General features: G+C 38.6%; 13 protein-coding genes. 5 read left to right on the top strand and 8 right to left on the bottom strand.

The window, feature by feature from the left end; translation table 11 throughout:
• Window positions 1–31 precede the first annotated feature (31 nt).
• Window positions 32–1,564: a TerC family protein gene (locus AC1M9N_RS10540; protein WP_092767773.1), complete on the bottom strand. Its 1,533-nt coding sequence runs from the start codon at window positions 1,562–1,564 to the stop codon at window positions 32–34.
• Between the two features lie 555 nt (window positions 1,565–2,119).
• On the opposite strand from AC1M9N_RS10540, the gene AC1M9N_RS10535 reads away from it, so the two are divergent.
• Window positions 2,120–2,584: a MarR family winged helix-turn-helix transcriptional regulator gene (locus AC1M9N_RS10535; protein ID WP_035266085.1), complete on the top strand. Its 465-nt coding sequence runs from the start codon at window positions 2,120–2,122 to the stop codon at window positions 2,582–2,584.
• 17 nt (window positions 2,585–2,601) lie between these two features.
• Here the strand turns inward: AC1M9N_RS10535 and AC1M9N_RS10530 are convergent, their stop codons facing one another.
• From AC1M9N_RS10530 to AC1M9N_RS10510, 5 genes are all read right to left on the bottom strand, one after another.
• On the bottom strand, window positions 2,602–3,267 hold the full coding sequence (locus tag AC1M9N_RS10530; protein ID WP_481592103.1) for an SOS response-associated peptidase: 666 nt from the start codon (window positions 3,265–3,267) through the stop codon (window positions 2,602–2,604).
• A 59-nt stretch (window positions 3,268–3,326) separates the two neighbouring features.
• A complete protein-coding gene (locus AC1M9N_RS10525) occupies window positions 3,327–4,775 on the bottom strand; it encodes an aldehyde dehydrogenase family protein (protein WP_481596380.1) in 1,449 nt (482 codons plus the stop codon).
• Window positions 4,776–4,866: 91 nt separating this feature from the next.
• Complete coding sequence (locus AC1M9N_RS10520; protein ID WP_481954723.1) at window positions 4,867–7,029, bottom strand: malate synthase G; 2,163 nt, start codon at window positions 7,027–7,029, stop codon at window positions 4,867–4,869.
• Between the two features lie 354 nt (window positions 7,030–7,383).
• Window positions 7,384–8,526, bottom strand: coding sequence for a cell division protein ZapE (zapE, locus tag AC1M9N_RS10515; protein WP_481587652.1), 1,143 nt, complete (start codon window positions 8,524–8,526; stop codon window positions 7,384–7,386).
• 100 nt (window positions 8,527–8,626) lie between these two features.
• Window positions 8,627–9,637, bottom strand: coding sequence for an AraC family transcriptional regulator (locus AC1M9N_RS10510; protein ID WP_481954722.1), 1,011 nt, complete (start codon window positions 9,635–9,637; stop codon window positions 8,627–8,629).
• A 155-nt stretch (window positions 9,638–9,792) separates the two neighbouring features.
• On the opposite strand from AC1M9N_RS10510, the gene AC1M9N_RS10505 reads away from it, so the two are divergent.
• Window positions 9,793–11,313, top strand: a complete 1,521-nt coding sequence (locus AC1M9N_RS10505; RefSeq protein ID WP_481954721.1) for a flavin-containing monooxygenase — start codon at window positions 9,793–9,795, stop codon at window positions 11,311–11,313.
• A 38-nt stretch (window positions 11,314–11,351) separates the two neighbouring features.
• Here the strand turns inward: AC1M9N_RS10505 and AC1M9N_RS10500 are convergent, their stop codons facing one another.
• Both AC1M9N_RS10500 and msrB read right to left on the bottom strand, forming a co-directional pair.
• Window positions 11,352–11,834: a glutathione peroxidase gene (locus AC1M9N_RS10500; RefSeq protein WP_035266096.1), complete on the bottom strand. Its 483-nt coding sequence runs from the start codon at window positions 11,832–11,834 to the stop codon at window positions 11,352–11,354.
• Window positions 11,831–12,250, bottom strand: a complete 420-nt coding sequence (gene msrB / locus AC1M9N_RS10495) for a peptide-methionine (R)-S-oxide reductase MsrB (RefSeq protein WP_035266138.1) — start codon at window positions 12,248–12,250, stop codon at window positions 11,831–11,833. Before msrB ends, AC1M9N_RS10500 begins: the two co-directional genes overlap by 4 nt.
• A 151-nt stretch (window positions 12,251–12,401) precedes the next feature.
• Here msrB and AC1M9N_RS10490 point away from each other — a divergent pair, with 151 nt between their 5' ends.
• The 3 genes from AC1M9N_RS10490 (at window position 12,402) to dnaE (ending at window position 18,634) form a co-directional block, all read left to right on the top strand.
• On the top strand, window positions 12,402–13,637 hold the full coding sequence (locus tag AC1M9N_RS10490) for a pyridoxal phosphate-dependent aminotransferase (RefSeq protein ID WP_481587655.1): 1,236 nt from the start codon (window positions 12,402–12,404) through the stop codon (window positions 13,635–13,637).
• Window positions 13,638–13,823: 186 nt separating this feature from the next.
• Complete coding sequence (locus AC1M9N_RS10485) at window positions 13,824–14,882, top strand: type II asparaginase (RefSeq protein WP_035266107.1); 1,059 nt, start codon at window positions 13,824–13,826, stop codon at window positions 14,880–14,882.
• A gap of 173 nt (window positions 14,883–15,055) precedes the next feature.
• Window positions 15,056–18,634, top strand: a complete 3,579-nt coding sequence (gene dnaE / locus AC1M9N_RS10480; RefSeq protein ID WP_481610265.1) for a DNA polymerase III subunit alpha — start codon at window positions 15,056–15,058, stop codon at window positions 18,632–18,634.
• The last annotated feature ends 3 nt before the right edge of the window (window positions 18,635–18,637 follow it).

Genomic DNA, 18,637 nt, shown 5'->3' with positions numbered 1-18,637 from the left:
AAGCTCCAATAAGGAGCTTTTTTATTAGAGTTTAAAGCGTGATTTTAACGGTTTTAATTCGATTATCTTCCATTTCTAGAATTTCGAAATTAACCCCTTGGTGTTCAATCAACATACCAACTTCAACCGCCCCACTCGTTTTATCTAAAATCAGTCCTGCAACACTAAAGTAACCTGAGTCTTCTTGCACCAGATCTAAATCTAATATATCGAGCGCCAGCTCTAATTGATATAAATCTAACATACCAGACGCCTTCCAAGTGGTATCATCGATTTTAACCAATTCAAGCTGTTCATCAGCATCTGGGAATTCACCAGCAATTGCTTCAAAAACATCTAATGGTGAGATTAAGCCTTGAATATTGCCATATTCATTTGTAACAAGTACCAATGAACCTTTAGAAGTTCTTAATGTATTAATTGCATCAATCACTTTCATTTTTTCATAAATGAAAATAGGACGGACACGTTTCATCAAATCTTTTAGTTGATCTGGATCATCTAATGCATCAATCAATTCTTTTGCACGTACAATCGTGATGACTTTATCCAATTGTCCACGACAAACTGGGAAAAGACTATGAGGTACAGCTAATACCTGTTCACGAATTGCTTCGGCATCGTCCTCAATATTAACCCAAGAAATTTGATTTCGAGGTGTCATAATTGAAGCAACTGAACGTTCAGCAAGTGATAGCACACCACCAACCATATAACGCTCTTCATCACCAAAAGCTTGTTGAATTTCTTCAACTTCTTTGGATGTTGCAATATCGGCATCCAATTTACTGCCCATCAATTTCAAAATTGAATCTGCAGTTCGATGACGTAACGGGATCTTCGCTTGATTTTTTTCAAGATTACGATTCGAAAATTGATTGAATGCTTCAATTAGAATTGCAACACCAATACCTGAATAAATATAACCTTTAGGGATATGGAATCCAAAACCTTCAGCGATTAGACTTACACCGATCAATAACAAGAAACTTAAACAAAGGATAACCACCGTAGGATGACGGTTAACAAACGTAGTTAACGGTTTTGATGCAATTAACATGACAACCATAGCCACAATCATCGCAGCCATCATCACGTAAATATTATCCACCATACCAATCGCAGTGATCACTGAGTCGAGTGAAAATACCGCATCAAGCACAACGATCTGAGCCACAACTGCAGCAAAACCAGCGTATACGACATTGTTATTCGTTTTAATCTCGGGTTTACCCTCCATTTTTTCATGGAGTTCATTGACAGCCTTATACACAAGGAATAGACCACCAAACAGTAATATCAAATCCCGACCTGAGAATGTTTTTCCAAAAATTTCAATCAATGGTTGAGTTAAAGTCACTAACCACGAGATCGCAAAAAGTAGACCTAGACGCATTAATAATGCGAGGGATAAACCGATTACACGGGCTTTATCACGTTGTTCTGGAGGAAGTTTTTCTGCAAGTATCGCAATAAATACTAAGTTATCAATACCTAAAACGATTTCAAGAATGATAAGGGTAATTAACCCTATCCAAATGCCAGGATCCAATAAAAATTCCATATTAGATCTCCTGGTTCTTATTATTTAAGATAATGTAAGAAGCTAAATTAGGCCAACACGGCGACGGGTCCATATATAAAGTTACCTTTTCAGAAATGATGAAACTATTATGCATAAGAATTTTATTTTGTAATTACTTTTTTATGTTCAAAACAATTTTTTATGTAAATTTAGATCATATCTTTAGTCGTAATTGCCATCCTTGAATAGTCTTTGACATTTTCGACACAAAAAAAAATATCAGTGCCAAGTTATAGTTCCTATATTTTTCAATAGAATTTGGTCAGCGTGGAATTGACATAAAGATATAATCATGAAGATCAGAATAGCTGTATTTTTCGAATCTTCTGTTTTGATACACATAAAGATATTTACAGATCATTGAAATATGTTTTATAAAACTGAAGTCAATAGGTGTCATACCTTTTGTCTGATTTAAGGTAAGCGCTTGAACATAAGTTGATTATTTGAACATAGTTCTTTTAATATAGGTTATGCTTCATGTAATATTTAAATTAATAAAAACAATTAAGTTACACTGACAAGGACGTAGCGATGTCAAAAAAATATGCAAAATTTTTACCTTCATCTGAAAATTTTGAACTCGAAAATTTTCCATTCTATTGGATCACTCAAGTCCATTCTCAGTATGTACTGAATGTTGACCATGTGCTCAAAAAGTATGGCGTTGATAATTCTCGTCGACGTTTGCTTGTCGCATTGTCTACTAAACCAGATGCAAGTGTTTCAGAACTCTCTGACATGATTGTGTCAAAAATGTCGACGACTACAAAAATCGTTTACCGTTTAAAAGATGAAGGAATGGTTGACACTTACTCGTGTGAAAACGATGCCCGTATTACGCGTGTGGTACTAACACCAAAAGGTTTAGAAATGACAAAAAAAATTAATGACCTGATGAGTGTGGTTCTTGAACAAACATTTGAGGGATTAACCCCACTTCAAATTGAAAAACTAATGGAAAGCTTAAAGCATATTTTCAAAAATTTAGCGCATTAATTTTCCTAAACTTTAGATTAAAGCCCATCATCAAACATATTGAGTTGGGCTGTATTGTTCTGCCGTGGTTTTGGACAATAAAAACATTCAAATTCCCCTACTGGAAAGCCTTCAACAAAGTTCTGAATGTCGGGGGATTTTAAACTCAACCACTGATCTAATTTATGGTGCGGAATAATAATTACTGACCGTTTAACATCTCCAGGCTCATGAAAATCCTTCATCATTTCGTGATGAATAGCATCCATGGTAATCATCGTTGCTGAACGATAAATAATTTGATCAATTTTCGTGATTTCATACAACGCTGCGATAAAAAATGCCTGACCATCTTTTCTTCTCACACCCCATCGTTGCGGTCGTCCATTAATATATTTTGCTTCATAAAACTCAGTGACTGGAATTACACCAAATTTACATTTTTCAAATGCTTCTTGAAAACTTCTTTTTTCGCTTAATGTTTCATTGCGTGCATTATAGGTTTTCTTCGCTATTTCTGTATCAGTTGCCCATTTTGGTATAAAACCAAAATTAACTAACCTCCACTCGTAGCTATGATCAGATTTAAATAATAACGGGGTTTCGTAGCTTGGATAAACCTCTTCCACATATTCAAATGAAATATGTGGAAGTTCTAATGCTTGGATTTGATGCGCTTGTATTGGCTTAAAGTTGGCACACATAGCATAATTTTCAATACTATAAAAAACTTAGGCTATTATAGCCGATCCAATTCAGTTCATTATGATGATATTGGTACTGTCATCCAGTGTGTACGCGTGAATTCATCCATAATCCAATGCCCATTAAAGCGCCCTAATCCAGAGTTCTTTTCTCCACCGAATGGTGCATTAGCATGGTCCGCGACACTTATATCATTAATATGTGTCATTCCAATATCGAGTTTTGAAGCGATTTCTACTCCGCGCTCAATATCAGATGTACATACAGCACCAGATAAACCAAACGGTGTGTCATTGGCGATTTTTATTGCATGTGCTTCATCATCTGCTCTGATGATCGGCAGAATTGGTCCGAAGCTTTCCTCTTGAGCAATTGCATATGTCGGCAATACATCGATAAACACATGAGGTGAAACCAAATTATTCTCAATACCCCCAGCATAGACCAACTTAGCACCTTCTATTTGAGCCTGATCAATGATTCGTTGATGCTGTTTCACTTGTGTATTATTAATAATAGGTCCTATAAGCGTCTCATCAAGATTAGGATCACCCACAGGAATATCTTTGACTTTGTTTAAAAGCTTTTCAACATATTCATTGTGAATCGATTGATCTACGATGACACGATTAGTGCTCATACAGATTTGACCTTGGTGAAGGAAGCGCCCCTTGATCGTCAAATCGACTGCCAAATCTAAATCTGCATCTTTAAGAATTAATAATGGCGCATTCCCCCCAAGCTCTAAAGCAAGTCGTTTGATTCTAGAGCTGGCCATCGCTTTAGCACCAACATTTTGTCCTACTTCTGTAGAGCCAGTGAATGAAATCATCTTCGGGATAGGATGCTCGACAAAATAATCCCCTATTTCACTACCACTACCCACAATGACATTCAGTACACCAGCGGGCACACCCGCCTCTTCAAACAATTTCCCTAATAATGTTCCACCTGTAACAGGTGTGTCACTCGCAGGTTTTAGTACCACTGTATTTCCACATGCGATTGCGCAAACAACCGATCGCATTGACAAATGAAATGGAAAATTCCAAGGGCTAATGACAGCAATAACACCCAACGCTTTGCGTTGATAAAAACTTTTTCTCGCAGGATCTTTACTTTCTAGCTGAACAGTTTGGATTTGATCAGGAAAAGTGAATGATTCTGAGATAATACCAAGCGCAGCACCTACTTCAATATTTGCCTTGAGACGCGTACTTCCAGACTCGGTAATCAGCCAATCTATAATTTCGTCTTTACGTAATTGTATGATGTCATGCAGCTTCTGAATGATTTTCTTGCGATCTATAGCAGAGGTAATTAAGCCAAGATCAAATGCTTGTTGTGCTGCAGAAAAAGCGAGATCAACATCAGACTGATTCGCCGCTTGAATTTGGTGTATTTCTTTTAAATCAAATGGATTAAAATTTTGTATGACACGCTCTGAAGAGCCTTTTAACCAAGAACCGTTAATATACTGTTGATTTAAATTTGAATATCGCGTCATTTTATGTCCCTCTACATGCCACTTTTTACCCAATGGTCAACTATTTTACACAATCGTAAAAAAAGCCTCCGGAGAGGCTTTTTTATTTTAATTAGTCACCAGTATAACCTTTAAGCTTCAAGCGGTAAGCATGAAGTAATGGTTCTGTATAACCTGATGGTTGTTCAGCACCTTTAAACACTAAATCATATGCTGCTTGGTAAGCATAACCGTCAAACCCAGGCGCCATTGGTGTGTACGCTGGATCGTTCGCATTTTGCTCATCTACAATTTTAGCCATACGTTGCATTACTTCTTCAACTTGCTCTTTAGTCACGATACCGTGACGTAACCAGTTAGCAACGTGTTGAGATGAAATACGTAAAGTTGCACGGTCTTCCATCAAACCAACGTTGTTGATGTCTGGAACTTTAGAACAACCAACACCCAAATCAACCCAACGAACAACATAACCAAGAATACCCTGAAGGTTATTTTCTAACTCTTTGGTTTTCTCTTCATCAGTCCAATTCGTATCAGTCGCTAATGGTGGAGTTAATAAATCATCTAAAGGTAATGCTTCAGTTTTTAACAACTCTTGTTGACGCGCTGAAACATTACATTGGTGATAGTGAATCGCATGAATTACAGCACCAGATGGTGATGGAACCCAAGCACAGCTCGCACCAGCTTCAGGATGCTCAATTTTGGTTTTATACATATCTAAAAGCATATCTGGTTTAGGCCACATGCCTTTACCAATTTGTGCTTTGCCACGTAAGCCTGCTTGTAAACCAACCATCACGTTACGGTTTTCATATGCAGGGAACCAAATTTGAGATTTAACTTCACCCTTACGAACGAATGGACCTGCTTCCATAAAGGTATGGATTTCGTCACCTGTACGGTCCATGAATCCTGTGTTAATGAAGATGGTACGATCTTTCGCTTGAGCAATACAGTTTTTCAAGTTTACAGAAGTACGGCGCTCTTCATCCATGATCCCGATTTTAAGCGTTTTTGCTGGCAAACCTAGAGCTTGTTCTGCACGCTCAAATAGTTCAACTGCAAATGCAACTTCTTCAGGGCCATGCATCTTAGGTTTAACGATATACATAGAACCTTTACGAGAGTTCTTGATTTCATTTTGACCTTTGATGTCAGCAAACGTTAATAACGGTGTGATCAATGCATCCATGATACCTTCATAGATTTCTTGACCATCCACTAGGATCGCCGGGTTCGTCATCAAATGACCAACGTTACGAAGAAGCATCAATGAACGACCGTGTAAAGTTGTTTCGCCACCGATCAGATTTTTGTGGGTACGGTCTTTGTTTAAAGCACGAGTAATGGTTTTACCATTTTTCTCGATTTTCTCTTCCAAAGTACCCTTCATCAAACCTAACCAGTTACGGTAGCCTTCAACTTTTTCTTCAGCATCAACCGCAGCAATTGAGTCTTCCAAATCTTGGATCGTTGTTACCGCAGATTCTAAAACAAGATCTTTTACGCCAGCAGCATCCGTTTGACCAATTGGGCTTGTCGCATCGATTTCAATGATGACATGCAAACCATTATTTAATAAAACGATTTCTGTCGGCGCAGACTCTTCACCATTAAAACCTACAAATTGAGCTTCTTTAGCCAAATTCGTTGTGCTGCCATCTTGAAGCGTTACCACTAATTTTTTTGCTTCAACAGCGTATTTCGTAGCATCCGCATGTGATCCATTTGCTAAAGGGAAAGTTTCATTTAAGAAATTTTTAGCAAAAGCGATAACTTTTTCGCCACGAACAGGGTTATACCCCTTACCTTTTTCCGCACCGCCTTCTTCCGAGATGACATCGAAACCATACAATGCGTCATATAAAGAGCCCCAACGAGCATTTGCAGCGTTCAAGCAGTAACGTGCATTACGTACAGGCACAACCAATTGTGCACCCGCCAATAGTGCGATTTCTTCATCTACATTTTCAGTTGTAATTTGAAAATCTTCTACTTCTGGTAATAAGTAGCCAATTTCTGTCAGGAAAGCTTTGTAAGCTCCTAATTCAAATTTATTATTGCGGTGCCATTCATCAATTTTCGCTTGAATGTCATCACGCTTAGCCAAGAGTGCTTTATTTTTTGGGCTAAGATCAACAACGACTTGTTCAAAGTTTTTCCAGTAAGTTTCACTGTCTAAACCAGAACCTGGTAGTGCTTCATTTTCGATGAAATCGTAGAGTTCTTTAGCAATCGCTAACTTGCCTTTCTGAATACGTGCAGTCATTGTCTTTCCTGATATTGCTACTTTTTATACAAGAGAATCTAGTATACCCATTTATAAATTGCTGAATAGTAATATCACATTGCTAAATAGTGATCATTTATTATAGACACCAATCAGATGAGACTTTTGATCTATTACTTATTGAGTCGTTTTAATTCAACAATCTAATTACAGTGTATAAAGTTTTATAAAGGTAGAAATTAGACTTAAGTGCCAATTTCCATCAAATCTGATTTAATTTAAACCAATATGTCTATTTTCTCTACGCTTTTAAGCGACGATTTCAAATTTATTCCACTCCAAATAAAAAAACCCAAACATCATCTGTTTGGGTTCGTTTTTGAATTTTCACATTTATTCTGCAGGCATATCAATTTGTCGATGCGCAGATTGTAAATAGTCATCTGATTGCATTTCGAGTAAGCGTGAACGTGTGCGTTCGATTTCAAACGCTAATTTTTCGCCACTATATATATCAATGATACTGGCATGTGAGGTTAGTAATAATTTAACACCACGATCATAGAACTCATCGACTAAATAAATGAATCGGCGTGTTCCTTCTGATAAATAATCATTCAGATCGGGAACATTACTGACTAGGACAGTGTTATAAGTGTTCGCAATTTCGATAAAGTCCGCAGGACTTCGTGGCTTCATACAGAGTTCAGAAAACTCACACCATAATACATCTTCAGTATGACCAATTGTATCGACATTACGTCCATTAATGATGATCGGTTCTTCACTCACATTTTGAGCACTGGTTAATGCTGAAAAACGTTGTGCCATCCATACCTGATTATCATGGCTTAAAGGTGATTTGAACAACTGCGCTTGTTTCAGTACACGCAAACGATAGTCAACACCTGCATCCACATTCAAAATGACACAATTCTTTTTTACCATTTCAATCGTTGGAATAAAGCGGTCGCGATGAATACCGTTCTTGTATAAACCATCTGGTGCAATGTTTGATGTCGCAACAAGTGTAATTCCACGAACAAATAGCTTTTGGAATAAATCACTTAAAATCATCGCATCCGTGACATTTGATACAAAGAATTCATCAAAACAGATCACAACCGCATCTTTGTAAATTTGATCAGCAACGATGTCGAGTGGATTTTGCTGTCCTGAATTTTTATTTAACTCTTTATGCACATATTGCATAAAATGATGGAAATGCATACGCGTCTTACGACGGAATGGTATCGCATCATAAAACTGGTCCATCAACCAAGTTTTTCCACGCCCAACACCACCCCACATATAAACACCCTTCGGGGCTGTTTGACGGCGAAAACGTCGAAACGCTTTTTTAGAAGCTTTATATCGTAAGATCAGTTCTTCCCAAACACGATTAAGTTCATGTACAGCTTGAGCTTGAGCATCATCAGGCATAAATTGTCCTGACGAAATTGCGTGAGCATAACGTTCTGCAGGTGATTGCGGAGTGTGACTTAAACTATTTTGCGAAGAATGAGAATGGAACATAGATATTGATTACTTTTTTAGGCCGTCGGAAGTATAACGAATATTTAAAAAAATGATAAATAACACTTTGGCATATACCATTTGAGCATACATGCTGAGGTTATTTCCCATACTGTCGTGGACTTTGTCCAAACCATCTTTTAAAAGCATGGTTAAATGCTGCAGGTTCTGAATATCCAAGCATTTCAGCTATTACTTCGATTGAATACTCTTTGTACTCAATTAATCGAAGCGCTTTCTCTCGAATGAGTTGCTCCCGTATTTGCTTATAGCTTGTATCCAGTTGGTTAAGCTGATGTCGCAAAGTACGCTCTGGAATATTCAATGCTTGAGCAGTTTCTGCCATTGTTGGAATCTGCCCCGTTTGTAAATCCAAATAATCGTGAATTCTTTGAATCAACTGGTGTTGATTCAATTGTTGTGCATTCAATCTTTCGATTTCAGCATTACATCTTTGTTGATGGACATTAAATGTGATTTGATCAGCTGAAGGCAACTTCAATTCTAAAATTTCTGCATCAAAAATCAGTCGAAATTTATCATGTTCAAACCGAACTTGCGCACCGAAATAATCCAAATACTTGTTTAAAAAGATGGATTCTTTGGGTCGTGAAAACGGCAATTCAATCTGCACTTCAGGAAAAGGCAATCCTATCATTTTGTAGATGTCTTGCACGAATTTAACCGTACCTGAAATTTCACATTGAGCCCTGAACTCATCAACTTCATTTTGTAAATTGAGAGGTTCATAACATAAAGCCGCATAGACACTCGTCTGCTCTAATGTAAGTCTACCCGATAAATGGGTAAGCGCTTGATAGCGTATTCCATTTGTGAGAGCCGCACCGACATTCGGGCTTGTGACCAACAGCATAAGAAGCGGACCATAGCCTGCGAGCGCATAATGTTGACCGACATCCAAACCAAGCAGCGGGTTAACCCCTTTAGCAATAATTCTTTGAATGATTTGTTCTAATTCAGGTTGAATCGTTGAACTCGGATCTAAGGCATCCGCCTTTAAACCGACAGCTTCCAATCTTTCGTCTACATTTATTCCGACCTGTCGCATACCCTGTATGAGATACAACAAACCGAGAATCGACCTTTTCATAAAACAGAATTTTAAAATTAAAGTTGCATATGTTTTACCCTAAAAAAAAGGGAAAGGATATTGCCGAAAATATCAATATTAAATGTCAATGAAATCATGTCAGTTTCAATCCAGACTGCTTATGATAGCTTCAAATAATATGAACGAGTATTAAAATGGAAGTTAGATCAGATCAGCTAGATACAAATTCAGTCGACTTGACTGAAACGCAATTCATCAAGAAAAATACTAAAATTGCGATTATCGGCGCCGGATTTGGAGGATTAGCCACAGCGATTCAACTTCTTAAACGCGGTATCAAAGATTTTGTTATTCTTGAAAAAGCTACAGATGTAGGTGGTACTTGGCGCGAAAATCAATATCCGGGTGCTGCATGTGATGTTCAGTCTCATATGTATTCGTTATCTTTTGCCCCCAAATCTGATTGGACAAAACGATATGCTGAAGCACCTGAAATTTTCCAATATATTCAAGATCTTATTCAAGAATATGATTTAAAAAAATTTATTCAATTTGATACCGAAGTCATTTCGACACGCTTCGATGAGCAAGCTCATGCGTGGGAAATATCCATCAAGAATCAAAGTGCTCTACACAGTCAATTCCTTATTTTTGCCTCTGGTCCATTGCATATTCCTCAAATTCCAAAGATTAAAGGTATCGAAAAATTTAAAGGCGAAGTATTCCACTCATCATCTTGGAATCATGCTTATGACCTGAATGGTAAACGTGTAGCCAGTATCGGCACAGGTGGAAGTGCAATTCAATATATTCCTGAGATTGCACCAAAAACCAAACAGTTATACGTGTTTCAAAGAACTGCTGCATGGGTAATACCGCGCGATGAACGTGCTTATAATGCTTTAGACAAAAAACTGTTTGCCCAATACGACTGGTTTAGAAAATTGCATCGAGCGCGCTTGTATTGGTCAAATGAATCACGCGTAGTTCCGATTGTAAAACCTCAAATGATGCGACTGGGTCAAAAACTTGCAGAAGCTTTTATTCGCTTCCAAGTCAAAGATAAAGAAATAGCAAAAAAATTGACACCAGATTACACCATGGGGTGTAAAAGAATTTTGGTATCAAATCGATATTTCCCAACATTTAATCGCAAGAATGTAGAGCTCGTGACGGACAGCATCCAAGAAATTACTGAAAATGCGATTGTTACCAAAGATGGGCAAGTACGAGAAATAGATTGCTTAATTTACGGTACTGGTTTTATTACTGATCCACGAATTTATTTAAAAGATTTTAAATGTTATGGTGAAAATGGTATTGAGTTGAAAGAAGCATGGAAAGAGGGTGCTGAAAGCTACTATGGAATTTCTACCAAAGGATTTCCAAATCTCTTTCAACTTTTAGGCCCGAATACTGTTTTAGGTCATAACTCTGTAATTTTTATGATCGAATCTCAAGTGAATTACATTCTACAACTGATTGAAGCTGTAGAAAAATCCAAAACCAAAGCAATCGTGGTCAAAGATGTAGTCCAAGAAGAATTCAACCGTAAAATCCAAGAAAAATTTGCAGGCACAGTTTGGCAATCTGGCTGTGTGAGTTGGTATCAGCAAGAAGGCGGAAAGAATTTTTCACTTTGGCCGAGTTATACATGGAAGTATTGGCTAGAAACCAAAAATGCAAATCTAGCCGATTACCGTTTCTTGAATTAAATGAATAAAAAAAATCAGCTCAATTGAGCTGATTTTTTTTACTGAGCCAGCGCTTTTTGAATATCATCTTCAATGCTTTCTGGTTTAGTTGTAGGTGCATATCGATTAAGCACTTTGCCATCTTTTCCAATCAAAAATTTGGTAAAGTTCCACTTAATTCCACTTCCTAAAATGCCTTTGCTGTTGTTGGTGAGATACCGAAAAATCACATGGGCTTCAGGACCTTTTACATCCACTTTAGCGAACATCGGAAAGGATACACCGTAATTTCTCTGGCAAAAACTACCAATTTCTTCGTGCGTACCCGGATCTTGCCCACCAAATTGATTACACGGAAATCCTAATACCTCAAAACCTTGATCTTTATACTTTTCATACAGCGCTTCCAACCCTGCAAATTGTGGCGTAAATCCACATTTGCTGGCTGTGTTGACTATCAATAGCACTTTACCTTCATAGTCCGAAAATTGCTTATTTTCCCCTTCTAGCAATTCTGCCTCAAATTGATAAATATTGGTCATGGATAGGTTTCCTCATCATTTTTTTCTTGGGTTTTTAATTCTAATGAAGCTGAGTTTACACAATAGCGAAGACCTGTAGGTTCAGGTCCATCCTCAAAAACATGACCTAGATGTGCGTCACAATGATGACAAACAATCTCAGTACGAATCATGCCATGTGAGTGATCGTCATGTTCTTCAATGACTGTTTGGTTGATTGGACGATAAAAACTAGGCCATCCACAACCACTGTCATATTTGGTTTCTGAAGTAAATAAAGGTTCGCCACAGCAACGACAAACATAAGTTCCTTCTTGTTTGGTATTCCAATATCGCCCTGTGAAAGCAGGCTCAGTTCCCTTTTGACGGGTAATGCGATACTCCTCTGGTGATAACTCTCTTTGCCATTCTCGGTCTGTTTTATTGAGTTTTCCCATGATTAACTCCTTTAAATCTTTGACATTCAATGTCATGCTTCAGTACCTTCATATTTACGCTAGAGCTTGAAAAATTTCTAGCTAAATTTCTACATAGATTGTGATATTTAGTAATCTATTTTTATTCACTCAAAAATAATTGGATGGGAATATGTCCGTTTTAGGTAACACTACTCCACGCGAAATTAAGAAATCGTCTAAGCTCGAGCATGTATGCTATGACATTCGTGGACCTGTGTTACGCGCCGCCAACGAAATGGAAGAAGCCGGACATAAGATAATTAAACTCAATATCGGCAACCCAGCGCCCTTCGGTTTTGAAGCACCTCAAGAAATTATCAATGATGTTGCGTTGAACTTACCAAATGCAATTGGCTATACAGACTCAAAAGGGATTTTCCCTGCCCGCAAAGCGGTTTGTCAGTACTATCAACAAAAAGGTATTTTCAATATGCATGTCAATGACGTTTATATTGGGAATGGTGTTTCTGAGCTGATTGTAATGGCTATGCAAGGCCTGTTAGATGACGGCGATGAAATGCTGGTGCCAATGCCAGATTATCCATTATGGACTGCTGCCGTTAATCTTTCTGGTGGTACTGCAATCCATTATAAATGTGATGAAGAAAACAATTGGTATCCTGATATTCAGGATATGGAAAACAAAATTACGCCTAATACTCGTGGGATCGTGATTATCAATCCGAACAACCCAACGGGTGCTGTTTATCCACGTCATGTCTTAGAAAAAATTGTCGCTCTTGCAAAAAAATATGACCTGATTTTATTTGCTGATGAGATCTACGATAAGATCGTTTACGATGGAATCGAACATGTATCGGTCGCTGCCCTTGCGGGTAATCAACTGTGTATTTCATTTAACGGATTATCTAAATCCTATCGAATTGCTGGATACCGTTCAGGCTGGATGGCAATTACGGGTGATAAGACACGTGCAGCAGATTATATTGAAGGTCTAGACATGCTCGCGTCAATGCGCCTGTGTGCTAACCATCAAGCTCAATATGCTATTCAAACTGCATTGGGTGGCTACCAGTCTATCAACGATTTAATTCGTCCAGGTGGTCGTTTGTATGAGCAACGCAATATTGCTTGGCAAATGTTGAATGAAATCCCAGGTGTAAGCTGTGTTAAACCTGAAGGTGCAATGTATTGTTTCCCTAAACTTGATCCTGAAATTTATCCGATTCAGGATGATGAACAGTTTATGCTTGACTTCCTCAAAGCAGAAAAAGTGTTATTGGTTCAAGGTACAGGATTCAACTGGCCTACCCCTGATCATTTCCGTGTGGTGTTCTTGCCTGCTGAAAATGAACTTCGTGAAGCGATTAACCGTCTAGGAAGATTCTTGGCGAAAATGCGTTAATTCAGTCGTTTTATGTGAATGATGTATTTAAAACCCCCAGATTTCAATGTGGGGGTTTTATATTTAATATTTTGATTATTTCATGATATTAATTTCATTTTGATTATATACAAGCACCCTTCTTTTCCTTTATCGTGATTAAGCATTATCCATGCACAATACTATAAAAAACATTTAGGAAAAAAGATGAAAAAGACGCTAACCGCACTGACTCTATCGATTGGCTTGTTATTACCCCTAACGAGCTTTGCTAAAAATAACGTTGTCGTCGTTGCAACTGGGGGAACGATTGCGGGTGCTGGTGCAAGCTCAACCAACAGCGCCACTTACACTGCCGCAAAAGTTCCAGTGGATGACTTACTGAATGCCGTTCCTCAAATTAAAGATTTAGCCAATGTGAGCGGCGTACAAGCAATGCAGGTTGCTTCTGAAAGCATTACAGACAAAGAATTACTTTCCCTTGCCCGCCAAGTCAATGATTTGGTTAAAAAGTCAGATGTAAATGGCGTTGTCATTACACATGGCACAGATACTTTAGAAGAAACCGCTTTTTTTCTTAATCTAGTCGTACAAACGGAAAAACCTATTGTTGTTGTCGGCTCAATGCGCCCATCGACGGCTTTATCTGCGGATGGCCCACTAAATTTATATAGTGCAGTTGCTCTGGCAGCAGACCCGAGTGCAAAAAATAAGGGGGTGTTCGTCCTTATGAACGATAGTATTTTTGCAGCTCGAGATGTGACTAAAGGCATTAATATTCATACTAATGCCTTTGTAAGCCAATGGGGAGCTTTAGGGACGTTGGTAGAATCTAAACCTTATTGGTTCCGAAGTTCTGTTAAGCGATTTAATCAGCGGTCAGAATTTAATATCGAGAATATTAAGGGTGATACACTCCCATTAGTTCAAATTGTCTATGGCTCTGGCAACATGATTCCTGATGCTTATCAAGCGTATGCCAAGGCTGGGGTTAAAGCCATTGTCCATGCAGGTACAGGAAACGGCTCAGTCGCGAAAAATATTGTTCCCACGCTGAATCAACTTCAGCAAAGTGGTATACAAATTGTACGTTCTTCACGAGTGCCACAAGGATTCGTTCTCCGTAATGCCGAACAGCCAGATGACAAATATGGTTGGGTAGTTGCACATGACTTCAACCCTCAAAAAGCTAAAATTTTAACCGCGCTTGCTTTAACCAAAACCAAAGATGCAAAAGAAATACAACGCATGTTCTGGGAATATTAAGCCCAATTTTCATGTTATAAAAAAGTGCCGAATGGCACTTTTTTTGATTGATATAAAATCGTCTTTATTCAAATCGAAGATAATTTGTGCGAATCATATAAAATATCGTGGATTCTCAGCTCTAAATCACTTTGCATGATAAAATACGCTCTGCTCTTGTAAAGGACTCATCTATGCAGTTTGTTCATCTCGGTGTTCATACAGAATTTTCTATTACTGAATCAATCGTACGTATACCTGATCTAATGAAGTCTGCTGTACAGGATTCTATGCCTGCACTCGCGATGACAGATTTATCGAACTTACATGCAGCAGTGAAGTTTTATACCTCGTGTCTTAAAAAAGGGATTAAACCTATTTTAGGAAGTGTGATTCGTTTGAATGATGAATCACATCGTATGACTTTACTGGCGATGAATAATGAGGGTTGGCGTAGTTTAACTGAAGTAGTATCGCGCGGCTTTATTGAAGGACAACAACTCAGTATCCCGTGTGTAAAAAAAGAATGGGTGTTAGAACAAGCGCCGGGCATGATTGCACTTTTAGGGATTAAAAGTGATGTTGGAGAAATGCTGTGTTCAAGTAGCCCTGAAAAAGCTGAACCCTTACTTGAAGCTTGGATCGAAAAATTTGGCAATCGTGTCTATTTAGCACTCACGCGCACCAATCGCCCACAAGAAGAAGATTTTATTATTGAAGCTGTTAAATTAGCCGCAAAATATCAAATCGGTGTTGTCGCTCATAATGATGTTCATTTTATTAGAGAAGAAGACTTTGAAGCCCATGAAGCGCGCGTCTGCATCGCAGATGGCTATGTTTTAGGTGATAATCGTCGTCCACGTACTTACAGCCCTGAGCAATATTTCAAAACAACAGCGCAAATGGTGGAGTTATTTGCTGATATCCCCAGTGCTATTCAAAATACAGTTGAAATTGCTAAACGCTGTAATGTGACACTTCGCTTAGGTAAATACTTTTTACCTGACTATCCAATTCCTGAAGGTCATACAATTGATACCTTCTTTGCCCATTTGTCTAAAGAAGGATTAGAAGAACGTCTTAATCACCTTTATCCTGTGGAGAAACGTGGAGAAGACTGGCCTGAAATTCGCAAAGAATATGACGATCGATTAGATTTCGAAATCAAGATCATTAACTCGATGGGATTCCCAGGTTACTTCTTGATTGTCATGGACTTCATTCAGTGGTCCAAGAACAATGGCGTACCTGTAGGCCCGGGCCGTGGTTCAGGTGCAGGCTCATTAGTTGCATACAGTTTAAAAATTACAGATTTAGATCCACTACCATACGGACTTCTTTTCGAACGTTTCTTAAACCCTGAACGAGTTTCGATGCCAGACTTTGACGTGGATTTTTGTATCGCAGGTCGTGATCGTGTAATTGATTATGTAGCACGAACTTATGGGCGTGACGCTGTATCTCAAATTGCAACCTTTGGTACGATGGCAGCGAAAGGTGCAATTCGAGATGTTGCACGAGTTTTAGGTAAGTCTTACGGCTTAGCAGATCGTATTTCTAAAATGATCCCGACTAAACCTTTGGGTTTAAGTTTAGAAGAATCTTTAGAAGCCGAACCACAACTTAAAGATATTGTAACCAACCCATCCAACCCAGATTATGAAGATGCATCAGAAATCTGGGAAATGGCGCTTAAACTTGAAGGAATAACGCGTAACACTGGTAAGCACGCAGGTGGTGTTGTAATCGCACCGACCAAGATTACGGACTTCTCAGCTGTACTGTGTGACGAAGATGGTACCGGTCGTGTCGCTCAATTTGATAAAGACGATGTTGAGGCGGCAGGACTTGTTAAATTTGACTTCTTGGGATTGCGAAATCTTACTGTAATTGAAGATGCTATTCAGCACATTAACCAACGATTGAAGTTTGATATACCTCTAAAGATTGAGAATATTCCGCTAAATGACAAAGCTGCATATTCGATATTTGCCGAAGCAAATACCACTGCGGTATTCCAATTTGAATCCGTGGGCATGAAAAAAATGCTCAAGGAAGCACGCCCAAGTAAATTTGAAGAAATTATTGCTTTCGTGTCATTGTACCGCCCGGGCCCAATGGATCTAATTCCAGACTTTATTCATCGTATGCATGGTGGAGAGTTCGAATACTTACATCCCCTATTAGAAGGTGTCTTAGAACCTACCTATGGGATTATGGTATATCAAGAACAGGTTATGCAAGCAGCTCAGTATTGTGCCGGATATAGTCTAGGTGGTGCGGACTTACTTCGTCGTGCGATGGGTAAAAAGAAACCTGAAGAGATGGTTAAACAACGCCAAATCTTTATTGAAGGTGCTGCAAAAAAAGATATCGATGAGCAAACGGCGAACCATATCTTCGACTATATGGAAAAATTTGCAGGCTATGGTTTCAACAAATCACATGCTGCAGCCTATGCATTAGTGGCTTATCAGACGGCTTGGTTAAAAGCACACTATCCTTCTGAGTTTATGTCCGCTGTACTGACTTCGGAAATGCAAAACACGGATAGTATCGTATTCTTGATTGATGACTGTCGTAACAATGGTCTCGACGTGTTACCACCTTCCGTCAATATGTCGATTTATCAATTCCATGCAATTGATGAAAAAACCATTGTATATGGTCTAGGTGCAATCAAGGGTGTTGGTGAAGCAGCTATGCAATCCGTCATTGATTCACGTAAGCAACTTGGACCTTATAAAGATTTATTTGATTTCTGCCATCGCATTGATCTGAAGAAAATCAATAAACGTACACTTGAAGCTTTGATTCGCTCAGGTGCATTAGATTGTCTCGGACTTGAACGCGCGACTTTAATGGCTCAATTGCCTGAAGCTGTACAAGCTGCCGAACAAGCTCGTTCAAATCGCGAAACTGGCATTATGGATTTATTTGGTGAAGTTGAAGAAGTTCAACGTAAACCTACTAAACCTGTAAAACCTTGGTCTGATGAAGTCCGTTTAAAAGGTGAAAAAGACACCTTAGGTTTATACTTAACGGGACACCCGATTGATGTGTATCGCCCCGAGTTAAAAGCATTTATTTCTAACAAAATTAATGAGCTGACTCCAACACGTCGTGGCGTGACTACAGTATTTGCCGGCTTGGTTGTGGATGTCGCAAATTTCCCTAACCGCATGATGATCACACTCGATGATGGTACTGCTCGAATTGAAGTCTCAGCAAATCATGAACGCTTCCAACGTTTTAAAGACATTATTGTGAATGAAAGAGTGATCGTGATTGAAGGTGAAATTTATGAACGTGAAGGCTTCGACCGTCCGATGGGACGTCTTACAAAAGCGTTTACATTAAATGAAATTCGTCAAAAACGTGCGAATCACATCCTCATCAAATTACAACCTGAGCATATTCAGCCAAATCTTGGTCAAGAGCTTTCGCAGATCATTCAACCATTTTGTAATGTAGATATGTGTCAGCATGTGCCATTACAAGTACAACTCGACTTTCCATATGCAACGGCTGATTTTCATTTACCACCACAATGGAATGTCGCACCACTCGATGACTTATTGTTCAAACTGCGCGACTATTTTGGTAAAGAGGCCTTACATGTGGAGTATCATGTCAAGTCAAAAGCTGCACGTTCCCACGCCGTGGAACCAAAATCAGAACCAGTCATCACATCACATGCCTCTCCACCTGACCAGATCAGTATGGATGAAGCAATGGATCAATACATGACGGAAGTCAGTCAATACTCTTAATTT

It is taken from the genome of Acinetobacter sp. ANC_7655, from assembly GCF_056784015.1.
The sequence above is the reverse complement of the archived record's forward strand: the minus strand, read 5'-3'. Positions and strand labels throughout refer to the sequence as shown.

What these genes read in the sequence shown, in the direction of transcription:
- AC1M9N_RS10540 (WP_092767773.1), bottom strand. Translation starts at nt 1,564, where the DNA reads ATGGAATTTTTATTGGATCCTGGCATTTGGATAGGGTTAATTACCCTT.
- AC1M9N_RS10535 (WP_035266085.1), top strand. Translation starts at nt 2,120, where the DNA reads ATGTCAAAAAAATATGCAAAATTTTTACCTTCATCTGAAAATTTTGAA.
- AC1M9N_RS10530 (WP_481592103.1), bottom strand. Translation starts at nt 3,267, where the DNA reads ATGTGTGCCAACTTTAAGCCAATACAAGCGCATCAAATCCAAGCATTA.
- AC1M9N_RS10525 (WP_481596380.1), bottom strand. Translation starts at nt 4,775, where the DNA reads ATGACGCGATATTCAAATTTAAATCAACAGTATATTAACGGTTCTTGG.
- AC1M9N_RS10520 (WP_481954723.1), bottom strand. Translation starts at nt 7,029, where the DNA reads ATGACTGCACGTATTCAGAAAGGCAAGTTAGCGATTGCTAAAGAACTC.
- zapE (WP_481587652.1), bottom strand. Translation starts at nt 8,526, where the DNA reads ATGTTCCATTCTCATTCTTCGCAAAATAGTTTAAGTCACACTCCGCAA.
- AC1M9N_RS10510 (WP_481954722.1), bottom strand. Translation starts at nt 9,637, where the DNA reads ATGAAAAGGTCGATTCTCGGTTTGTTGTATCTCATACAGGGTATGCGA.
- AC1M9N_RS10505 (WP_481954721.1), top strand. Translation starts at nt 9,793, where the DNA reads ATGGAAGTTAGATCAGATCAGCTAGATACAAATTCAGTCGACTTGACT.
- AC1M9N_RS10500 (WP_035266096.1), bottom strand. Translation starts at nt 11,834, where the DNA reads ATGACCAATATTTATCAATTTGAGGCAGAATTGCTAGAAGGGGAAAAT.
- msrB (WP_035266138.1), bottom strand. Translation starts at nt 12,250, where the DNA reads ATGGGAAAACTCAATAAAACAGACCGAGAATGGCAAAGAGAGTTATCA.
- AC1M9N_RS10490 (WP_481587655.1), top strand. Translation starts at nt 12,402, where the DNA reads ATGTCCGTTTTAGGTAACACTACTCCACGCGAAATTAAGAAATCGTCT.
- AC1M9N_RS10485 (WP_035266107.1), top strand. Translation starts at nt 13,824, where the DNA reads ATGAAAAAGACGCTAACCGCACTGACTCTATCGATTGGCTTGTTATTA.
- dnaE (WP_481610265.1), top strand. Translation starts at nt 15,056, where the DNA reads ATGCAGTTTGTTCATCTCGGTGTTCATACAGAATTTTCTATTACTGAA.